Here is a 20,986-nt window from a genome sequence, read left to right as displayed (position 1 = left end):
GAGCGGCCCGGAAATGGCGCAGCAGATGCCGCCGCCACCGACCCCGTCTGCGGCATGGTGGTCGATCCGAAGACCGCAAAACACCGGGCCGACATCGATGGCACCGAGTTCTTCTTCTGCTCTGCCGGCTGCCGTCAGAAGTTCCTGGATGATCCACAGCGCGACCTTTCGTCCGCCCATGCCGCAGCGTCCGCTGCGTCTGGTGGATGCTGCGACGGGCGCGCGGGCGTGGGCCAGGAGGAGGCACGGCACACGCAGACGAAGGACCCGGTCTGCGGCATGACGGTCGATCCGGCCACGGCCAAGCACCGCGCCGCAGTCGACGGCACCACCTATTTTTTCTGTTCGGATGGATGCCGGAAGAAATTCGAAGCGCATCCGCAGCGCTACCTGCATCCGGAACAGCATCCCGCCCCGCCCGCTCCGCCTGGCAGCCAGTACACCTGCCCGATGCATCCGGAGATCGTGCAGGACGCCCCGGGCACGTGTCCGCTGTGCGGCATGGCACTGGAGCCGATGACGCCCTCGCTGGAGGATGGCGAGAACCCGGAGCTAACCGATTTCCGCCGGCGCTTCTGGTGGACGCTGCCGCTGAGTGTGGTCACCGTCGCCCTGGGCATGGCCGGCCACTGGCTGCCCGGCGTATCGCCCGGCGTCCTGGGCTGGGCGCAGGCCGTGCTGGCCACCCCGGTCGTGTTGTGGGCAGGCTGGCCATTCCTGCAGCGCTGGGTGCAATCGATCGCCAACCGCAGCCCCAACATGTGGACGCTGATCGGGACCGGCGTGAGTGCCGCCTACCTCTACAGCTGGGTGGCCTTGCTGGCGCCGCAGGTGTTCCCGCCATCGTTCCAGGTGGACGGACGCGTCGAGGTCTACTTCGAGGCCGCTGCTTCGATCATCAGCCTGACCCTGCTGGGGCAGTTGCTGGAGCTCAAGGCCCGCGAGCAGACCTCCTCGGCCATCCGTGCCCTGCTCGGCCTGGCGCCACGCACCGCCCGGCGCATCGAGGCCGATGGCGAGGAACACGATGTGCCGCTGGACGCGCTGCACCCGGGCGATCGCCTGCGTGTACGCCCGGGCGAAAAAGTCCCGGTGGACGGTGTGGTCCGCGAGGGCCGCTCGCATCTGGACGAATCCATGCTCACCGGCGAGCCGGTGCCGGTGGCCCGTGGACCGGGCGAGCCGGTGATCGGCGCCACCCTCAACGGCAATGGCGCGCTGGTGATCGAAGCCACGCGCACCGGCGCGGACAGCACGCTGTCGCAGATCGTGCAGCTCGTCGCCCAGGCGCAGCGCACGCGCGCGCCGATGCAGGCCATGGCCGACCGGGTGTCGTACTGGTTCGTGCTCGGCGTGGTCGGCGCGGCGCTGCTGAGCCTGCTGGCCTGGGGATTGTTCGGCCCGCAGCCAGCGTGGACGCATGGGTTGCTGCATGCGGTCGCCGTGCTGATCGTGGCCTGCCCCTGCGCGCTGGGCCTGGCCACGCCGATGTCGATCATGGTCGCCAGCGGACGGGCCGCGCAGGCGGGCGTGCTGTTCCGCGATGCCCAGGCGATCGAGCGCCTGGGCACGGTCGACACCCTGGTGGTCGACAAGACCGGCACCCTGACCCGCGGGCAGCCCACCTTCGACAGCACCCAGGCCGTTGCGCCCTTCGATGACGCTGAAGTGCTGCGTCTGGCGGCTAGCCTGGATGCCGGCAGTGAACACCCGCTGGCGCAGGCCATCGTGGCCGAGGCACGCCGCCGTCAGATGTCCTTGCCGCCCGCGCAGAACATGACCTCCGATACCGGCCTGGGCGTGCGCGGCCAGGTCGAAGGCCGTCGCCTGGCGCTGGGCAGTCAGGCGCTGATGCAGGCCGAGGGCGTGGATGTGCAGCCACTCGCCGAAGGCGCCGAAACCCTGCGCCAGGGTGGCGCCAGCGTCGTGTTCCTCGCGGTCGATGGCGCCCTGGCCGGTGCCTTGGCGGTCTCCGACCCGATCAAGGACGGCGTGGCCGAGGTGGTCGCCGCCCTGCGCACGCAAGGCGTGCGCGTGGTCATGGCCAGTGGGGATGCCGACAGCACCGCGCAGGCTGTGGCCACCCGGGTCGGGATCGATGAAGCACGCGGCCAGACCAGCCCGCAGGACAAGGCCGCGCTGGTCGAGCGCTTGCGCGGCGAGGGCCGTGTGGTCGGCATGGCAGGCGATGGCATCAACGACGCCCCGGCACTGGCCTCGGCCGATGTCGGCATCGCCATGGGCACAGGCACCGACGTGGCCATGTCCAGCGCCCAGGTCACCCTGGTCAAGGGCGATCTGGCCGGCATCCTGCGGGCTCGCACCATCTCGCGTCAGACCGTGCGCAACATGCGCCAGAACCTGGGCTTCGCCCTGCTCTACAACGGCCTGGGCGTGCCGCTGGCTGCGGGCGTGCTCACCCCTTGGCTGGGCTGGAGTCTGTCGCCCATGTTTGCCGCGCTGGCGATGAGCCTGAGTTCGGCTTCTGTGGTCGGAAATGCATTGCGGCTGCGGTCCAAGGGCACCGCTGCCGGCACCGCGGATCATTGAAGCGCAAGGCCGCGCAAAATGCTTGCGGAACCACATTCCGGTCATTAGAATGCCGGGCTCCCAAGACACCGGGGCCATAGCTCAGCTGGGAGAGCGCCTGCATGGCATGCAGGAGGTCGGCGGTTCGATCCCGCCTGGCTCCACCACGTTTCAAAGGGTTGCAAGCACTAGGCCTGTTTGCAATTGCTGCATCGGTTAGACAGCGTCCCCATCGTCTAGAGGCCTAGGACACCACCCTTTCACGGTGGCGACCGGGGTTCGAATCCCCGTGGGGACGCCAGCTTCAAACAAGAAGCGCAGCGCGCAACCGCTGCGTTTTTTCTTGGCAACATCGGGGCCATAGCTCAGCTGGGAGAGCGCCTGCATGGCATGCAGGAGGTCGGCGGTTCGATCCCGCCTGGCTCCACCAATCCAAGGTCCAGCGCCACGCGCGGACCATGCGACGGATACCAGATCCGTCCCCATCGTCTAGCGGTTAGGACACCACCCTTTCACGGTGGCGACCGGGGTTCGATCCCCCGTGGGGACGCCAACTTGCATCATGCAGACGCAGCGGATCTCCGCTGCGTTTTTTTTCGCCTCGAAATCGGTGTGGCATGAAGACCGCGTGCACAGACCTTCATCGGATCAACATCGCTGCTTCAGGAAAATAAACAGGCCCGCCCATCTATCGCCTGCCTGAGGAGCATTGATGTCCAGATCGTCCCGGAACCCGGCTTCACGCCATGAGTCCGCTTTCGCAAGTTGGATCCGCCGCAACGGGTATTCGCCCAGCGAGGCGATCGAACACTTCCTGGAGCGGTCCGACTATTTTCGCAGTGAACTCCAGCAACTCGGCGACGAGGCGCGCAGGTCCTTGACCGAAGAAGCCCGCGAGTTCCTGCGCCAGCGCAGTGAGGAAGACAGCTTCGCGATGCAGTTCCCCACCGTCTACATGTGCAAGGACAAGCACGGCAGGCAGCTGCGCTACACCGTCACGATCACCATCGGCGAAGACCACGCCGAGTGGATCGGGCGAGTCTGGGCGGACAATGACTACCTCGGTGAGGTGACCGGCTCGGGCGGAGGCCCGAAGGCCAACTATCTGGCCCTGGCGCGCATGCACATCGAATCCCAGGTGGACTGCCACGACGCCATCGTCAAGCGACCGCTGCCCGATTCCTGGTAAATCTTGGGCGCAAGCCGCCCGCCAAAGCTCCGCTCAAACCAGCGGCGTGACCGGTTGCAGTGCCGATTCGGCGACACGATGCAAGGTCGCCACGCCGTGGCCGCGTTCGGCCAGGTATTCCAGCCACTTGCCCAGGAAGGTGTTCATCCGCATGCGGTGGCTGATGAGCTCGGCCGGTGGAGGGAACATGCCGATGACATCCTGCCAGCGGCGCCCGACGTAGCAATGTGTTGCCTCCGCCTGGCGGGCATCGCGATACACGCGTACGAACGCCGAAGGATCAGGCTCGCCGCTGACCGGGTCGATGATGCCGTAGGTCAGTCGCAGCTCGACGGTGTAGCGATGGGTTTCGATGACGTCCACGCGCAGGTCCAGCCCGTCGCCGATGCTGGAGACATAGTGCCCCGGCTCCAGATCGGTCGGCACGAACAACCGGTCCAGCCGCGCGTAGTTCTCCGCATACAGCGCCATCAGCCAGCCGAAGCGGCCAAGCTTGGGTAAGTGCGCGGTGCGGGTGGCGGTCGTGTGCATGACCCGATGCTACACGTCTTCCAGCGCTGACGTCAGCATTGACGGGGAGCCGCACAAGCCTCTAATTTGGGGATCGGCCTGCCCCGCCCCGCGGCTCAGAACATCTCCCGCTGCAGGCCCAGGGTGGACATCACCTTGCTGGCGATCTCTTCGATCGAAGTATGGGTGGTGCTCAACGTCGGCAGGCGCTCGTGGGCGAACATGCCTTCTGCGGCGACCACCTCGCGCCGGCACGTCTCGGGCTTGGCGTAGCGGGAGTTGGGCCTGCGTTCCTGCCGGATCTGGCACAGACGCTCGGGATCGATGGTCAGGCCGAACAGCTTCTTGCGGTACGGACGCAGGCGTGGCGGCAGCCGGTCAGTCTCCAGATCTTCGTCGGTTAGCGGGTAGTTCGCCGCCTTGACCCCGTAATGCAGCGCCAGATAGACGCATGTTGGCGTCTTGCCCGCGCGCGAGACCGCGACCAGAATCAGGTCGGCCTCGTCGTAATTGATCGCGATGCCGTCGTCGTGGCTCAGCGCGAAGTTCATCGCGTTGATGCGCCGGTGGTAGGCCTCGAAATTGACGATGCCATGGGCCTGCCCCACTCGCGACTGTCGGACCGCCCCCAACTCCAGCTCCATCGGATTGATGAACGGAGCGAAGACATCGAGCATCAATGCGCCGCTCGAGGCCAGCAGCTCGGCGATCGCCGGGTCCACGATCGAATGAATGACGATGGGCCGCGCATCGTGGCGGACGCCCGATTCGCGGATCCGCTCGGCCGCCTCGACCGCCTTGTCCAGCTCGTCCACGAACGGAATGCGGTCGGTGATGAAGGAAAAGCCCGAGAACTGGGTCAGCAGGCTGTGCCCGATGGTTTCAACCGTGATCCCGGTTCCATCCGAAACGTAGAAGACCGGCCGGACACTCGACATCGTTTTCATCCTTTTGGGGTGACACTGACAAGACCAATATCGCACCATTGCTTGTGAAGCGCGATATGGCCCTGCATCATAAGTACAACCTCCCCCCTCTTTGCGGACGGCGATCGACGGCCTCCGCGAGCGAAAAAAACCCACGTCCTTCAAGGAGCACAGCGCTTGAACCAGAACATCCTGTGGCTGCATGAGCTTGGCCTGTCCGACCTTGCCCGCGTCGGCGGCAAGAATTCCTCCCTTGGCGAGATGATCGGCAATCTGGCCCAGCTCGGCGTCTCGGTGCCCGGCGGCTATGCGACCACGGCGGAGGCCTTCAAGGACTTCATCGCCCACAATGATCTGTCCAAGCGCATCTTCGACAAGCTTGCGACGCTGGACGTGGACAACGTGGCGGCACTGACCGCAGCCGGCAAGGAAATCCGTGGCTGGGTCATCGATGCGCCGCTGCAGCCGTCGCTGGACCAGGACATCCGCTCGGCCTACGCCAAGCTGTGCGAGGAGAACGGCGGAGGCGAGGTCGCCGTGGCCGTGCGCTCCTCGGCCACCGCCGAGGACCTGCCCGACGCGTCCTTCGCCGGGCAGCAGGAGACCTTCCTCAACGTGACCGGTGCCGACGATGTCGTCCTGAAGGTCAAGGAAGTCTTCGCCTCGCTCTATAACGATCGCGCCATCGCCTATCGCGTGCATCACGGCTTCAAGCACGAGGACGTGTTCCTGTCCTCGGGCGTGCAGCTGATGGTCCGCTCGGATGTGGGCGCCTCCGGCGTGCTGTTCACCCTGGACACCGAATCGGGCTTCCGCGACGTCGTGTTCGTGACCTCCTCCTTCGGCCTGGGCGAGATGGTCGTGCAGGGTGCGGTCAACCCGGACGAGTTCTACGTCTACAAGCCCACGCTGCGGGCCGGCAAGCCGGCGATCCTGCGCCGCTCGCTGGGCAGCAAGCAGTTGCGCATGGTGTATTCGGACGTGCCGGGCGAACGGGTCAGGACCGAGGACACGCCGGCCGAGCTGCGCAACACCTTCTCGATCAGCGACGAGGACGTGCAGGAGCTGTCCAAGCAGGCGCTCATCATCGAAAAGCATTACGGCCGCCCGATGGATATCGAGTGGGCCAAGGACGGGGTCAGCGGCAAGCTGTTCATCGTCCAGGCACGGCCGGAGACGGTGAAGTCGCGCAGCCACGCCACCCAGATCGAGCGCTTCGCGCTTTCGGCCACCGGTGCCAAGGTCCTGGCCGAGGGCCGCGCCGTGGGCGCCAAGATCGGCGCCGGTGTCGCGCGCGTGGTGCGCTCGCTGGAGGACATGGACCGCGTGCAGCCCGGCGACGTGCTGTTCGCCGACATGACCGATCCGGACTGGGAGCCGGTGATGAAGCGTGCCAGCGCCATCGTCACCAATCGCGGCGGCCGCACCTGCCATGCCGCGATCATCGCGCGCGAGCTCGGCGTGCCGGCCGTGGTGGGTTCGGGCAACGCCACCGAACTGGTCAAGGACGGCCAGGAAGTCACGGTCAGCTGCGCCGAAGGCGATACCGGCTTTATCTACGATGGCCTCCTGGAGTTCGAGCGCACCACGACCGACCTGGGCAACATGCCGCCGGCGCCGCTGAAGATCATGATGAACGTGGCCAACCCGGAGCGCGCGTTCGACTTCGGCCAGCTGCCCAACGCCGGCATCGGCCTGGCGCGTCTGGAAATGATCATCGCCAGCCACATCGGCATCCACCCCAAGGCGCTGCTGGAATACGACCAGCAGGATGCGTCGACCAAGAAGAAAATCGACGCCAAGATCGCCGGCTACGGCAAGCCGGTGGACTTCTACATCAACCGCCTGGCCGAGGGCATCGCCACGCTGACCGCCTCGGTCGCGCCCAACCCGGTGATCGTGCGCCTGTCGGACTTCAAGTCCAACGAGTACGCCAACCTGATCGGCGGCACGCGCTACGAGCCGGAGGAAGAGAACCCGATGATCGGCTTCCGCGGTGCCAGCCGTTACGTCGATCCTTCCTTCACCGACGCCTTCGCCCTGGAATGCAAGGCGGTATTGAAGGTGCGCAACGAGATGGGCCTGGAGAACCTCTGGGTGATGATTCCCTTCGTGCGCACCCTGGAGGAAGGCCGCAAGGTGGTCGAGGTGCTGGAAGCCAACGGGCTCAAGCAGGGCGAAAACGGCCTGAAGATCATCATGATGTGCGAGCTGCCGTCCAACGCGCTGCTGGCCGATGAGTTCCTGGAGATCTTCGACGGCTTCTCGATCGGCTCCAACGACCTGACCCAGCTGACCCTGGGCCTGGACCGCGATTCGTCGATCGTGGCCCATCTGTTCGACGAGCGGAATCCGGCGGTCAAGAAGCTGCTGTCGATGGCCATCAAGGCCGCCCGCGCCAAGGGCAAGTACGTGGGGATCTGTGGCCAGGGCCCGTCCGACCATCCCGACCTGGCCGAATGGCTGATGCAGGAAGGCATCGAATCGGTGTCGCTGAACCCCGATACGGTCGTCGATACCTGGCTGGCGCTGGCCAAGACCAAGGCGGCTTGATCTCCGCCACACGCGGGGACGGCTAACGTCTCCGGGTGCCCGGGCCCCGCTTCGGCGGGGTTCGGCGTTTTTGAAGACATCACATGAGAGGAGATCACGCCGTGGAATGGTTTTCTGCCGCCAGGCAAGCAGGTTGGGAAGCGCTGGCGATTGCCGTCGGCATCCGCGTCGGATTGGCGCTGATCGGACTGTGGATCGGTCTACGGCTTTCCAGATGGCTCACCAACGTCGCATCGCGTGGCCTGCTGCGCGCCGACATCGAGGCCACGGCCGTGGATTTCCTGCGCCGCGTGATCTATGTCGCGCTGGTGGTCATGGTGCTGCTGACCATCCTGCAGTCCTGCTTTGGGGTCAATCCCACCGCGTTCATGGCGCTGCTGGGCGCCGCCGGCCTGGCGATCGGCCTGGCGCTGAAGGACTCGCTGTCCAACGTGGCGTCGGGCGTCATGCTGATCACGCTCAAGCCCTTCCGCGTGGGCGACATCGTCACCTTGAACGGGCAGACCGGCAAATGCGAATCGGTGAGCATCTTCCAGACCCGGCTGCGTGGCGCGGACAACCAGACCATCGTGCTGCCCAACAGCACGATCACCAACAGCGAGATCATCAATCTCACGCCCGACGTGCGTCGTCGCGTCGAGCTGGTGATCGGGATCGGCTACAACGACGACATCGACAAGGCCAAGAGCCTGATCACCGCGCTGTTCGATGACGAACGCATTCTCAAGGATCCGGCGCCGGACGTGGTGGTGTATTCGCTGGGCGACAACAGCGTCAACCTCGGCGTGCGCGTGCACGTGGCCAACAACGACTGGTTTGGGGTGAAGTGCGATCTGACCGAGAGGATCAAGAAGAGCTTCGACGCTAACGGCGTGAGCATTCCCTTCCCGCAGCGCGATGTGCATGTCTATCACCATCTGAGCGCGGATGGTCAGGCCATTCCGGCCGCAGCGCTGACGACGGTTCCCGTGGAGGCGTTGCAGCCGCCGGGGAAAGATGATCAGGCGCTAAGCAAAGGCCCCTGATCGGAATCGAAGACACTGTCAGGCGCACGCCACACGCCGGTCCAGCGCCCGGCGTGTTTCATGGAGCCGGCCACGCCGGCCCCATGCGCTTAGGCGGGCTGATCCAGCCCCAGGGCCGCCATATGCTGCCGGTAGTGGCGCAGCTCGTTGATGGAGTCATGCACGTCGCTCAGCGCGGTGTGCGAAGCCTGCTTCTTCAGCCCATCGAGCACCTGGGGCGCCCAGCGCCTGGCCAGTTCCTTGAGCGTGCTGACGTCCAGGTTGCGATAGTGGAAGTAGCGCTCCAGGCGCGGCATCAGGCGGTGCATGAAGCGCCGATCCTGGCAGATCGAGTTGCCGCACATCGGCGAGGCATTGGCGGGCACCCAGTCCATCAGGAACGCGACCGTGGCCGACTCGGCCTGACCCATTGTGGTGGTGCTGGCGACCACGCGATCCCACAGGCCGGAACGACGATGCTGGGTGCGATTCCACTCGTCCATCGCCTCGAGTGCGTCGACCGGATGGCCGATAGCGAACTCCGGACCCTCGGCCAGGATGTTCAACTGCGAGTCGGTCACCACCGTGGCGATCTCAAGAATCGAATCACTGTCGGTATCCAATCCGGTCATCTCCAGGTCGATCCAGATAAGATGGCTGGGATGCGCGGCTGCAGTCATGAGGTCAGGCTTCCTGAATGGCCTTGCATGATATCGCAGGAGTCCGCCGTCCTCGCCTGATAAAATTCTCGCCGGTCGCGCTTGCGCGCGACCGGCTATCAACGCCACCCCTGGAGCCAGGCATGCAGCCCTCCCCCACTCTGCAGGCTGCGGCCGGACTCGCCGCGGCTCAAGCGGACGTCTCGCGCGTCGCCCATGTTCCACCAAGCGCTGTCTCCAAGAAGCAACACATGCTAGCGTTGGACGGCCTTCGCGGCTTGGCCGCCATTTCGGTGGTGATCTCGCACCTGCCCACCAAGACCCCTTTCTGGGGCACGGTCAATTTCGGCGAGTGCGGCGTCTTCCTGTTCTTTGTGCTGAGCGGCTTCCTGATGGCGCATCTGCACCTGCAGCAGCCCTTCACGGGACCGATGCTGCGACGCTTCTGCGTAGCCCGGATCGCGCGCATCGTGCCGCTCTACTACACGGTGGTGCTCATCTCGTTCCTGGTCACGCAGGTGTGGAATCCCGAATTCCACTACACGATGAGCGTGACCCAGTTGATCCGGCAGCTGGCGTTCGTCGGATCGGTCGGGGTGTTCTGGTCGGTGGGCCCGGAATTCCAGTTCTACGGATTCTTCCTGCTGCTGTGGGCGATTCCACAACTCCAGGGAGGGATGCGCACGCTGGCGCTCATCCTGCTGGCCCTGTTCGCGCTCGCTTGCTACGCAACTTCACCCTATCTGCCTGGCGTGTTGTTCGTTTCCAAGCTGCATATCTTCCTGGGCGGTGTCGCCGTGGCGATGACGCGCTGGTGGCTCGCCAATCGCGCTGGACCCAACACCACGATGGTCCGCGCGCTGCAACTGGCCGCATGCGCGGCTGTCGTGGGCCTGCTGATGCCCTACCCGCACATGATGCTGCCCGTCTTCCCGGCCGCGGACGTGAGCGAGATCAGCAAGTGGTACTACACCGACCTGCCCCGGGTCGCGCTGGCCGGCGTGGTCGTCCTGGGATTTTCCTATCGCACCGCCATGTCCGACGCGCTGCTCGGCAATCGGCTGGTCAGCGAACTGGGGCGATCGAGCTTTTCGATCTATCTGCTGCATATGCCGGTCATGGACGTCATGCACCACTTCGGGCTGTTCGAGCGACTGGGCCCGTGGGGCTCCAGTCTGTGCTGTATCGCCGCGGTCGTCCTGCTGTCTTCGCTGGTCAACCGGATGTTCGAATCCCCGGCGCGACGCTGGGTCACCGAGCGCCTTGGTCCTGCCCGTCAGAGACAGCCCGCGACGACCTGACGCATAGGCCTCACGGCAGGAGCGCGCGACCTCGCTTGGCGCGGAAGTAATTGGTCAGCCGGCGGCTGGCCTCCTCGGCCAGGACACCGCCGGTCACCTCGACCCGATGGTTGTGCCGAGGATCGGCGAGCAGGTCGAAGACGCTGCCGGCTGCCCCGGTCTTGGGGTCGGCCGCGCCATAGACCACACGCGCGAGCCGCGCATGGATCATCGCCATCGCGCACATCGCGCAAGGCTCCAGGGTGACGTACAGGGTGCAGCCGACCAGGCGATGGTTTCCCAGGCGCGTGCCGCCCTGGCGCAGGGCCACGATCTCGGCGTGCGCCGTGGGGTCATGATCGCAGCGGTTGCGGTTGCCGCCTTCGCCGATCACCTGGCCATCAGGGTCCAGCAGCACGGCACCGACGGGGATCTCGTCCAGGTCACGCTGCGCCGCCTCCGCGATGCCGAAGGCGTGGCGCATCCACTGCGCATCGAGCTGAGCCCGATGCGCCTCAAGCGCGTCGATGGAATCGTACTGGCGCGGCTCACTCATCGGGGCACGCAGACCAAGGACCTAGCACCGCTCGATCATCAATAGGGCACGTAACCCTGGTTGATAAAGTGGCTGTGATCGACATGGGCCTTTCCCGTTGCGCTTACACCATGCACGCGGGCATGCCGCCTGCGATGAACATGGAACGATGCGCGAAGAAGCGGCGTTCCAGGCGTCTTTTAAACTTGGCCTAGAATACAGGACGCCGCGAAATCCTGTTCGCTCGCTGCGTTCAGAGCGCCGGAATGATGTCGTCGGTAGAGAGCATCCCCTCTGAATGCTGGCGCGTGCGCAGCTTGTCCTGGAGACCGCTTGCGAAATCCGGAACGTTCTCACTCAGCAGCCTCCCCAGCTCCGTCTCAAGCGCTTGATGCATCACGCCGTTCATCTGTGCAAGAAGCGCATTGGGCGCCGGACGGGGGCTGCCCGCGTCGGTCCATATCTGCCACTGCGCCTCCATGATCGCCGTGTAAAGCGTCAGTGCGCCCGAGGGCCATCCCTGCCAGTGGCCATGCTCGGGTCCAAGGATCTGCAGGTGCTCGTTCATGTGCGCTCCGATCGATTCATTCAGTCAAACGACTATGCGCCAGTGATGCCAAGCTTTCCCTGAAGATGCCCCGGGCAGTCATGGCCGACGGGGTACCTCAAGCATCGCTTGATGCGGTCGGGAAGACTCCGGCTGCTCTGGGTGATTGAGCAGATAAGCGCCCAGGAGTGGCGTGTGCCGAGCATGAAGACTCTCGAAGAGCGACCGCCAGCTTCAAAGAACGCAGGTGTTTTTCGCCATCCCAGATGGCAGACCTCGGCACGATGACAGGCCTTCCCTCACCCGCCCCAGATCTGGGGCGTGCTCTTGCAATAGCGATCGATAAACGCCTGTTGCATGGGCAACCCCGCGACCGCTTGCTGGATCGGCGCCCGGATCGAATCGATGAGTCCGCGCAGGTTGGCATCCGACAATGCACGAGGCAAGGGATGGTGCTGCTGAGGCATGTGCCCCTGCCCCAGCAGGACGTGCACCCAGGAATCGGCGCGGAACAGCTCATTGGAACTCTGCCAGACGTGCGCACATTCCTTCCAAGCGCGCAGCCGAAGCTCCAACGAGGAAGGCAGCGCCATTTCCCGGCAGTGCTGCCACATGGCTTCGGAGCGCTGGTTGGCGTGATAGTGCAGGATGATGAAATCGCGTACGTGCTCCATCTCGGCACGACTGATTTCGTTGTAGATCTCGACCTGCGACGAGACGATCCCTTCCAAAGGAAAAAGCATGAGCAAGCGCATGACCGCGGCGATGGTCAGCTGAATGCTCGTGGACTCCAGGGGCTCGATGAAGCCACTGGCCAGCCCCAGGGCCACCACGTTCTTGTTCCAGACCTTGCGCCGCCGCCCCGTGCAGAACGGCACCAGACGCGGGTCGTTGATCGGCCTACCGCCGACCGCCTGCAATAGGCGGGCCTGCGCCTGGTCGTCGGACATAAAGCGACTGGCATACACCAGTCCATTGCCCACCCGATGCTGCAATGGGATCTGCCAGCGCCAGCCCGCCTGATGGGCGATGGCGCGTGTGTAGGGCAGCGGCGCCTGTGTCGATTCGGTCTGGACGGCGACGGCCCGGTCGCAGGGGAGCCAATGACTCCAGTCTTCGTATCCGGTCTGCAGGGTTTGCTCGATCAGCAGGCCGCGGAATCCCGTGCAGTCGATGAACAGATCCCCTTCGATGCGCTGGCCATCCTCGAGGATCAGTGCCTGGATGGCACCGTCGCGCTGGTGTTGGCTGACATGCGCAATCCGCCCTTCGATGCGCCTGACCCCATGACGCTCCGAGATGCCGCGCAGGAAGCGCGCATAGAGGCCTGCGTCCAGGTGGTAGGCATAGTTGAGCGGCGGACGCTGCTGCAACGCGAACCGCCCCTGACGCGACGCCTGAGTTTCAAGGCAGAACTCATCAAAATCCGAATGCATTCCGCGCCGCAGGGACTCAAGCCAGAAGTGGTGAAAGGCGCAGACCTGCGTGCCCTGGCCGACGATGCCGAATGGATGAATGTAGTGCTCTCCATCGCGCCTCCAGTTTTCGAAGGAGATGGACAGCTTGAACGTCCCGGCGACCGCGCGCAGAAACTCGCGCTCGTCGATCTGAAGGAACTGATGAAAGCTGCGGATGGGGGGAATGGTGGATTCCCCAACGCCCACCGTTCCGATCTGCTCGGACTCGACCAGGGTGATCTCCAGCTCCGTGCGGAACTGGTGCGACAGGGCGCATGCGGCAATCCACCCAGCCGTGCCACCGCCGGCGATGACCACCCTGCGAATCCGATCCGTCTCGCTCATGGCCGTTGACTCATGCAGGCATTCCCCCGGGTCCTTCAACGGTTCAGTCGATTGATCAGCAGGGCGCGCAGCTGGCGCGAACTTGCTTCGTCCAACGGCCCCAAGACGTTGCGCGCGGATTCTGGCAGGTGTTCCCCGGCGCGCTCGGCCGGGCCGAACACGTAGTATTCGAACACTTCACGCCAGGCCTGTTTTTCTCGCTCCGGTCGATCGCGGATGGCCCAGAGCGCGTGATACATCGCAAGCGTCGGTGCGGGCAGATAGGCTGGCGCGCCGCTCCACCAGTAATTCACCAGTACGTTGAACGGCGCGAGCGCCTGGACGTGGTGCCACCACATGCTGGGGATGAAGACCGCGTCACCCGGCTCCAGGATCGCGCTACGCGCGTGCGCCAGTGCTTCGCGGAAACGCGGGTGGCGCGTGAAGTCCGGGCGGGTGAAATCAACCATGCTGACGACCTGCCCGCCTGGCGTCGGCTCCAGCGGCCCGGGATAGAGGTTGTGGATCTGCTCCGGCGGCAGCACCGTGATCCGGCGGCGACCCACCGCGCAGCACGCAATGTTGTTGGGCGCATCGTAGTGGCAGGACGCAATCGTGCGGTTGCCGATCCAGATGCTCGGACGCGACACCACTCCGCAAGCCTCCAGATCCAGCGCGTTGTCCGCCAAGAATCCGGGCATATGCTGGTCCAGCAGCAATGAGGCCAGATAGAAGGTGGGCGGACTGGGATCGTCCAGATGCGCCGCGATCTGTCCCAGCAGTTCCTCCAGCGTGCCGCGACGCACCTGCGTGTTGAGGCACGTTGCACTGTCATCGTAGAAAGGGCGGCCTTGGATCTCCGGCCCCCCATAGGAATACTGCACGGGCCGCCCGACGTCGTACTGCAGCAACGCCGACATGGCAGGCGCCGGCCCGGCCATGCCCTGCCTGACCAGACTCCAGTCCCGCGCGATGCCGCGCAGCACGACGGGCGTGCCTGCGTCCACGAGCGACTGGGCCGGAAGCGCATCGGGGGCGTGGCCCGTCAGTTCCTCGATGGCTGGCAGCGACGACATGATCACCCCGGCAGCGGCGCGGCGGCCGGCGATGTCTCGGCTGCACGCAGGCGGCGCTGCTTCTCCGCCATCAGGCGCCGCACGTTATGAAGCGAGGACAACATCAGGAAGGCGCCCTCCAGATAGCCAGCGCGATGAAGTCCGTGCAGCGTGGTCGCATCCAGTGCCGCCAGGCGTTCGCGATCGATGCCGTACAGGCCGGACAGACTCACGCCATGTTCGCCGTCCAGCCGCAGCGCCAATTGGGTGGGCTGGATCAGCCCGGCCGCACCGAGCGCGGCGAACATGTCGCGGCCGGCGGCGTCGCCATCCCGGATGCCACGCAGGATGGTGATGATGTGCTCCAGGTAAGGGCTCTGCCCCCCCTGTGGCAGAAACACCGCTTCGCCCTGCCCTGTCTGCAAGCGTGGGTGATCCAGATCGACGTGGATGACCGGCTCATTGACCAGCACCCCGTCGATGCGCTGCTCCTGGAATCCGATCAGGAACGGCCCTTTGGCCACAATCCCGGGGACGTAGGACGCATTCCAGCGCTGCCCCTGCAGGAACAGGTTCTCGCCCGCCTCGAATCCCAACACCGCCACGGCCTGGTAGCCACCGCCGTCCGGCTCCTTGCGCAGGAAGATGGGGTACTCGCGTTGAAGCTCGGCGAATTCGGTTGGAAACGCCTGCACCAGGCCGACCTGGTCGCCGAAGGCGGTGCCAAAGCGCAGGTCCACCCTCAGGTCCTGATGCGCCAGATTGTTCAGTAGTTCGTATCTTGCCACCGGCCCCTCCAGCCAATTGCAACATGGTCGGGCACATCACCGCCTGACGGGCCCTGCGGGAGCATGCCTGATCGACCGCAGTGTCTCCATGCGACTAACGTGTCGCCTGTCCGCGGCCTAAAGGCTGCCAGCCGCGCGGAAAAGAGAAAGCCGCTGCCCTGGGCGATGCCATGGACAGCGGCTTGTCGACACGCGATCGCTCAGAAGTTGTAGCGCACCCCGAGGGTATAGCGCGGATCCTGATCGATCAGCTTGATCACCTGCTTCTCCGAGCGGCCATGCCACCGCACGTCTTCCCCGGTGAGGTTGATCGCCTCGAAGCCGATCGAGAAGTGATCATTGAACGCGTAGTTGACGCTCAGGTCCCACTGCTCGTACGGCTCGACGTAGTACGGATTGCGATTGGCGCCATTCTGGTTAGCCGCGATGAGGTACTCGTCGCGCCAGTTGTAGGCCAGACGGGCAGACCAGCCGTACTTCTCGTACATGAACATCACGTTGGCCGTGTCGCTCAGCCCCAGCAGCGCGAACTGGTCGCGGTCCAGCACGTTGTTGTCGAAACCGACGTCGCCCTCCACGATGGTGTAGTTGGCGTAGATGCCAAAGCCGGTGTCGGCGAAGAAGTACTGGCCACCCAGTTCCCAGCCATGGATGTTGGCCTTGTTCTGGTTGACCGGGCGCGAAACGTCGAACAGATACAGCGGATCGTCCGCCTCGCCGGTCAGGTCATAGGCGTTTTCCAGTGCCAGGGTCTGCGCGGAGCTGCCGTTGTAAGCCGCCAGACCACCGGTCTCCGCAGTATTACGCAACAGCGCGGTCGCCGCGAACAACGCGGTGTCGTTGGCCGAGCAGGCGGAGGCCACGTCGTTGCCTGCCGCGCCCACCTGCGCCGCGCACGCACCACTCTGCAGGAAGGCCAACGCCGCCTGCGCGTCCGGTCCGGAGGTCGGATCGGTCAGGCCATAGAGCGATTCGCGGCTGACCGTGTTACCGATGAAGTTGTTGACCCGCTTGTTCCAGAACGTGGCCGACACGTAGCTGGCGTCGGCGAAGTACCACTCCAGCCCCAGGTCCAGGTTGTCCGATTCGAGGGGGTCAAGCTTTGGGTTCTGAGAACTTCCCGCGCCGCGCGTGGAGGGATTGATCAGGATCGAGCCAGTGGGTGCGCCGGGGCTGGGGCCCGCAAAGAGATTGGAATACGGCGCGCGTGCGATGGTCTGGCCGAACGAGACGCGTCCTTTCAGGTCGCTGGTGATGTCGATGCTGAAGTCCAGGTTCGGCAGCACGTAGTTGTAGGACGTCTTCTCGCTGAAGGGCTGCAAATCACTGGAACGCACGATCTGGAAGTCGTTATTGGCTTGCCAGAGGATCGCATTCGGCGTGGCCACCTGCGAGGTGGAAACCACCTCAGTTTTCTCGTAGCGCAGTCCGAGCCGGGTGTTGGTGGTCATGCCGCCGAGCTCGCCGGGCAGCTCGAGCTGCACGTAGGCCGAGCGCGTCTTTTCCTCAACGTGGTTGTTGTCGCTGTACTGCGGGTTATAGCGCGTCGTGGCGCCGTACTGGTTGCCCGCCCAGAGGGCAAGTTGGTCAGCATTGCCCCGCCACGCAGTCGACGGCGTGCCGTTAACGCTGTAATCGTCGAACATGCCGGTGATGTCGACGGGCTGAAGCAAGTCGGTCAGCCCCGGCTCGTTGCCTGCATTGGCCACGCTCCAGTCGCCCAGGGTCGAATAGGTGTCGCTGATCTGTCGATCCATCGTGGTCTCAGTCGACCCGATGCCGAACTGGAAGCGTCCGTTGTCCAGGTCCCAGGTGCCGTCGAAGCGCCCTTCCTTGACCTCGGTCACCTGGCGTTGATAGTAGATGCGCAATACCTGCGAGCCCAACTCACCCTCGGTGAAGGGCCGGCTGGGGTCGCCGTTGGTGCCGGCGATGGAATCGGCCGCGGTGGGATACCAGGTGCGCACGCCAGTGGGCAGACCGTTGTTGAAGCTCAACTCCTGTGCCCATTGCCCACCGCAGTTGGGACCATTCGTGCAGTTGTTGGTGCCGGCCAGGCTGAAGTAGGTGGCACTGCCGCCGGTGACCGGATCGTTGGGCAATGCCTGGGTCTTGGAATTGTGGGCGTCGAAAGACAGATTCAGGCGATCGGTGGCCTGCCAGTTGGCGTTGAAGCCCAGGGAGCCCAGCTTGTATTTCTGCATGTTGCGCTGCTGCTCCAGGCCGAAGTCCTTGGCTCCGGTCGGGACGTCGCGCAGGTAAACCGGCGTGGCCACGGTCTGGCCGGTGTCGAACTCCAGATTGGTGAAGCTGTTGGCCCGCTGCAGCCAGATCGCTTGCTCACCGCGCTCCTCGCGGATCTCGTTGGTCGAGTACGTGTAGTCCAGGGTCAGGGTCAGGCTGTCGGTCGGCGCGAACTGCAGCACCGCCTGGCCATTGATGCGTTCGCGCTCGAAGTCGGCAAAGGCATAGCGCAGATCGTTAGGCATGCCATAGAGCTGTCCGATCTGTGGCGCGTTGACCACCACCGCATCGGGCCGCAGCGCTGGGTCGCTGCCGGTCCATTGTTGGATGTTCCAGGTGTTCTCGGTGGCCTGGACCGAGCCGCCGTGGCGCTTCTGGTAGCTACCGCTCAAGCCGATACCCCAGACCTTGTCGGGGCTGGTGTAGCTGAAGATGCCCGAGACTTCTGGCGTTATGTCGTTGCCGAACGGTTGCGACTCATCGTAAGCGCCTTTCACGCCGGCACTGGCCACCACGCCCTGGTGGTTGAACGGACGGTCGGTCTGGATATTGATCGTGGCGCCGATGCCGCCGCTGGGTGCGGTGGCCCGACTGGTCTTGTAGACCTCGATGCCGGTGATGGCCTCGGATGCCAGCTGGGCGAAATTGAACGCGCGCGTGCCGCCATCCACGCCACCGATCGGCGTCTGGCCGGGTGCGCCGAATGCGTCGGCGCCCGGGATCAGACGCCCGTTGAGGGTGACGGTGTTGAACTGCGGACCAAAGCCACGTGCGGTGACCTGCGCGCCTTCACCATCGCGGCGCTCGATCGAGATGCCGGTGATGCGCTGCAGGGACTCGGCCAGATTGGTATCGGGGAACTTGCCGATGTCCTCGGCGCTGATCGCATCGACCACGCCGGCGGCATCGCGCTTGATCCCCATCGACTGGTTGAGGCTGTTGCGGATGCCGGTCACCTGCACGCGATCCAGCGTGGTGGCATCGGTCTGGGCTGCCTCCTGCGGATCGGGCGTAGCGGAGGTCGCGTCCTGTGCAAAGGCCGGGTTGATGACGAGCACGCCACCAACGAAGGTGAACATGGCCCGCGACTTGAATTTCTTCAGCGTGTGATTCATCCGTGTGTCCTGTGGTCTGTGGCCGAACGGCCGGTGGCGCCAGCGGCAAGCGGCACGTGCCGCGCTGTTCTCGTAACTGGTACGTGAGCCAATAACTTGTGACGTCGCATTGGTCCCCTCCCCTCGTGGATCGATGGACCACCCCCCCCGGACGGCAGCCACCGGCGGCCCTCGGCCGCAATCCCGCGTCGCGCTATGGAGCAACCGTTTCCGAAGATGGAAACGTATGCACCGAGCGCGCCGGTGGCCGAACCGCTCGGGCACCCGCTGGTGCCACTGCGCCTCCGCCCCCTCCTTCGTGTTCGCGACCGTATTTACGTGTTAGCGCTATCACAAAGTGGCGCCACATAATCATCAATGTCGCTGCTTGTCACCGTGCGTTGCAGCATGTGTAGCCACTGACATCGGCTGTAACCGTTATCAACCGATCACTGCTTGGACTTTATGAAAAGACCAGCTCAAACCAGGCTTGCACACGCTCGCCAGGCAGCAGCACATCACTGCGCAGATTGAAGGCGTCGGGCGGCCCGGTTTGCGGCTCCAGGCATGTCGCGTGGGGTGTTTCGTCGTACAACACCCAGTGGTCGCAGCTGGCGGTGAGCAGCAGTCGCTGCCCCGCGCGCTCCAGGGCCGCCGCTTCGCCGCTGATGTAACAGTCGTCCAGCGGACCCGGCGGCCGGGCCAATGGCAGCGTGGCGATCCCTTGCTCGTCGCGCGGATAGAACGCGCGCGGGTTGAAGGCGATGCGCTCGGCCTTGTGGAACCATGGATGCCAACCCAGCACCGGACATGGCATCGCCCGCTGCCCCGCGCTGAAACTCAACTCCATCCGCAACCGGTTGGCCGACAGCGCGATTCGATGGGTGGCATCGCCGCCAAACGGCCAGCGCGGATCGTCTTCCAGCGACAGGGCCAAGGTCAGTTCAGTGCGTTGCTGCTCCAGCACACGCCATGGCCGGTCGAAGGCGACCCCGTGGATCGCATGCGGACCCAGGTTGACCGGCAGCGCATGGTCCCGCGCCTCGAATTGGAAACGTCCGCTGCGTATCCGCCCCGCCCACGGCAGCATGGGATAGCAGCCCCAAGAGATCGCACCGGGGAAGCCCTGATCCGGACCCACCAGCCAGTCCACCCCTTCGTACCGGATCGCCGACAAACGTCCACCGGCGTGTAAGGCCACCTCCACTGCCAGACCGGCGTCCTCCAGGCCGATGCAAGGGCCTGGCGGCAAGGGATCCAGCGCTGGATCAGTCGTCTTTTCCATAGGGATACACCGTGACGATGCTGCCATCGGGCGCATGCTGCAGTTCGACCACCTTGATCGACCGCAAGTGCGTAATCCCGCCAGAGTACAGGGCGTCGTGGTAATACAGCCACCAGCGCCCGCCGAAGGCGACGATCGAATGATGTGTCGTCCATCCCACCACCGGCGCGAGCACCCTGCCCTGATAGGTGAATGGACCATACGGACTGTCACCGGTGGCATAGCAAACGTAATGCGTATTCCCGGTGGAATAGGACAGGTAGTAACGGCCTCCGTGGCGATGCACCCAGGGCGCTTCGAAAAACCGACGCGCGTGGTCGCCGGCGAGCAGAGGCTGGCCATCCTGGTCCAGGATCTGGACCTCCCGGGTCGGCTCGGCGAACTGTTTCATGTCTGCCGACAGTCGCGCGATGCGCGGCCCCAGCGCCGGCTGATCCTCGGCCGGTTCGTCGTAGTCGACGTGGTACTGATCATCGCGATAGTGCTGGAGTTGCCCTCCCCAAATACCGCCGAAGTAAATGTAATGTGCGTCGCCGTCTTCCAGCACCGCCGGATCGATGGAATAACTGCCGACCATGGGCTCCGGCTCGGCCACGAAGGGGCCCTCCGGACGCTCGCCCACCGCCACGCCCAGTTGGAATCTGCCATCGGCACGCTTGGCCGGGAAGTACAGGTAATACCGACCGTCGCGGCATGCCGCATCCGGCGCCCACATCTGCCTTGAAGCCCACGGCACGTCCTTGACGTGCAGCGCCATGCCGCAATCCACCGCCTCTGCGTCAGGACCGTCCATGCGAAAGACGTGGTAGTCCTCCATCGCGAAGTGGTCGCCGTTGTCGTTGAACGCCGCGCCGCCCTCGATGTCGTGCGAAGGATAGATATAGAGGCGCCCCTCGAAGACGTGGGCTGACGGGTCGGCGGTATACAGGTGGGTGACAAGCGGCGCCGAGACGGCCCTGTCGGCCAGCGCTTCGAGTTCGGTCGGATCAGTCAATTCGGTCATTGCA

General features: G+C 64.7%; 16 protein-coding genes and 4 tRNA genes. 9 read left to right on the top strand and 11 right to left on the bottom strand.

Translation table 11 applies throughout. From position 1 onward, the window contains the following. Positions 1-54: 54 nt before the first annotated feature. The 6 genes from ACORQU_RS17540 (at position 55) to ACORQU_RS17515 (ending at position 3,718) form a co-directional block, all read left to right on the top strand. Complete coding sequence (locus tag ACORQU_RS17540; RefSeq protein WP_491645164.1) at positions 55-2,550, top strand: heavy metal translocating P-type ATPase; 2,496 nt, start codon at positions 55-57, stop codon at positions 2,548-2,550. Between the two features lie 70 nt (positions 2,551-2,620). Next, a tRNA-Ala gene (locus tag ACORQU_RS17535) sits at positions 2,621-2,696 on the top strand. Between the two features lie 58 nt (positions 2,697-2,754). Next, positions 2,755-2,830: transfer RNA gene (locus ACORQU_RS17530), tRNA-Glu, on the top strand. Between the two features lie 53 nt (positions 2,831-2,883). Then, positions 2,884-2,959: transfer RNA gene (locus ACORQU_RS17525), tRNA-Ala, on the top strand. 48 nt (positions 2,960-3,007) lie between these two features. After that, positions 3,008-3,082, top strand: a tRNA-Glu gene (locus ACORQU_RS17520). A 159-nt stretch (positions 3,083-3,241) separates the two neighbouring features. Further along, the gene (locus ACORQU_RS17515; protein ID WP_491642336.1) at positions 3,242-3,718 is read left to right on the top strand and encodes a hypothetical protein; all 477 of its coding nucleotides are present in this window, start codon (positions 3,242-3,244) and stop codon (positions 3,716-3,718) included. 33 nt (positions 3,719-3,751) lie between these two features. On the opposite strand, the gene ACORQU_RS17510 is transcribed toward ACORQU_RS17515, so the two are convergent. Both ACORQU_RS17510 and ppsR read right to left on the bottom strand, forming a co-directional pair. After that, on the bottom strand, positions 3,752-4,249 hold the full coding sequence (locus ACORQU_RS17510) for a DUF1249 domain-containing protein (RefSeq protein WP_491642334.1): 498 nt from the start codon (positions 4,247-4,249) through the stop codon (positions 3,752-3,754). A 95-nt stretch (positions 4,250-4,344) separates the two neighbouring features. Next, entirely contained in the window at positions 4,345-5,166 is an 822-nt protein-coding gene (gene ppsR / locus ACORQU_RS17505; RefSeq protein ID WP_271645919.1) for a posphoenolpyruvate synthetase regulatory kinase/phosphorylase PpsR, read from the bottom strand. A 165-nt stretch (positions 5,167-5,331) separates the two neighbouring features. Between ppsR and ppsA the strand changes: the two genes are divergently transcribed. Continuing rightward, positions 5,332-7,707 (top strand): phosphoenolpyruvate synthase, encoded by a 2,376-nt coding sequence (gene ppsA, locus ACORQU_RS17500; RefSeq protein ID WP_491642333.1) that lies wholly within the window; start codon positions 5,332-5,334, stop codon positions 7,705-7,707. A gap of 101 nt (positions 7,708-7,808) precedes the next feature. Continuing rightward, positions 7,809-8,732: a mechanosensitive ion channel family protein gene (locus ACORQU_RS17495; RefSeq protein ID WP_491642332.1), complete on the top strand. Its 924-nt coding sequence runs from the start codon at positions 7,809-7,811 to the stop codon at positions 8,730-8,732. Between the two features lie 89 nt (positions 8,733-8,821). Here the strand turns inward: ACORQU_RS17495 and orn are convergent, their stop codons facing one another. After that, a complete protein-coding gene (orn, locus tag ACORQU_RS17490) occupies positions 8,822-9,391 on the bottom strand; it encodes an oligoribonuclease (protein WP_491642331.1) in 570 nt (189 codons plus the stop codon). Positions 9,392-9,408: 17 nt separating this feature from the next. Here orn and ACORQU_RS17485 point away from each other — a divergent pair, with 17 nt between their 5' ends. Further along, complete coding sequence (locus ACORQU_RS17485) at positions 9,409-10,671, top strand: acyltransferase family protein (protein ID WP_491642330.1); 1,263 nt, start codon at positions 9,409-9,411, stop codon at positions 10,669-10,671. Positions 10,672-10,681: 10 nt separating this feature from the next. Here the strand turns inward: ACORQU_RS17485 and tadA are convergent, their stop codons facing one another. The 8 genes from tadA to ACORQU_RS17445 all read right to left on the bottom strand — a co-directional run bounded on the left by tadA (position 10,682) and on the right by ACORQU_RS17445 (position 20,982). Beyond that, the gene (gene tadA, locus ACORQU_RS17480; protein ID WP_491642329.1) at positions 10,682-11,206 is read right to left on the bottom strand and encodes a tRNA adenosine(34) deaminase TadA; all 525 of its coding nucleotides are present in this window, start codon (positions 11,204-11,206) and stop codon (positions 10,682-10,684) included. A gap of 232 nt (positions 11,207-11,438) precedes the next feature. Beyond that, on the bottom strand, positions 11,439-11,753 hold the full coding sequence (locus ACORQU_RS17475; protein ID WP_491642328.1) for a hypothetical protein: 315 nt from the start codon (positions 11,751-11,753) through the stop codon (positions 11,439-11,441). 278 nt (positions 11,754-12,031) lie between these two features. After that, positions 12,032-13,534 carry a tryptophan halogenase family protein gene (locus ACORQU_RS17470; RefSeq protein WP_491642327.1) on the bottom strand — a complete coding sequence of 501 codons (1,503 nt, stop codon included), beginning with the start codon at positions 13,532-13,534 and terminating at the stop codon, positions 12,032-12,034. A gap of 35 nt (positions 13,535-13,569) precedes the next feature. Next, on the bottom strand, positions 13,570-14,622 hold the full coding sequence (locus tag ACORQU_RS17465; protein WP_491645163.1) for a cupin-like domain-containing protein: 1,053 nt from the start codon (positions 14,620-14,622) through the stop codon (positions 13,570-13,572). Then, positions 14,592-15,356 carry a SapC family protein gene (locus tag ACORQU_RS17460; protein ID WP_491642326.1) on the bottom strand — a complete coding sequence of 255 codons (765 nt, stop codon included), beginning with the start codon at positions 15,354-15,356 and terminating at the stop codon, positions 14,592-14,594. Before ACORQU_RS17460 ends, ACORQU_RS17465 begins: the two co-directional genes overlap by 31 nt. Positions 15,357-15,556: 200 nt before the next feature. Further along, entirely contained in the window at positions 15,557-18,715 is a 3,159-nt protein-coding gene (locus ACORQU_RS17455) for a TonB-dependent receptor (RefSeq protein WP_491642325.1), read from the bottom strand. A gap of 442 nt (positions 18,716-19,157) precedes the next feature. Then, complete coding sequence (locus tag ACORQU_RS17450; RefSeq protein WP_491642324.1) at positions 19,158-19,979, bottom strand: aldose 1-epimerase; 822 nt, start codon at positions 19,977-19,979, stop codon at positions 19,158-19,160. Next, positions 19,963-20,982 (bottom strand): glycoside hydrolase family 43 protein, encoded by a 1,020-nt coding sequence (locus tag ACORQU_RS17445; RefSeq protein ID WP_271645933.1) that lies wholly within the window; start codon positions 20,980-20,982, stop codon positions 19,963-19,965. The genes ACORQU_RS17450 and ACORQU_RS17445 overlap by 17 nt, the downstream gene beginning before the upstream one ends. Positions 20,983-20,986 lie beyond the last annotated feature (4 nt).

The organism is Pseudoxanthomonas sp. JC1303 (assembly GCF_058448525.1).
Note: the sequence above shows the minus strand (reverse complement) of the source record. Positions and strands in the feature narration are given on the sequence as shown.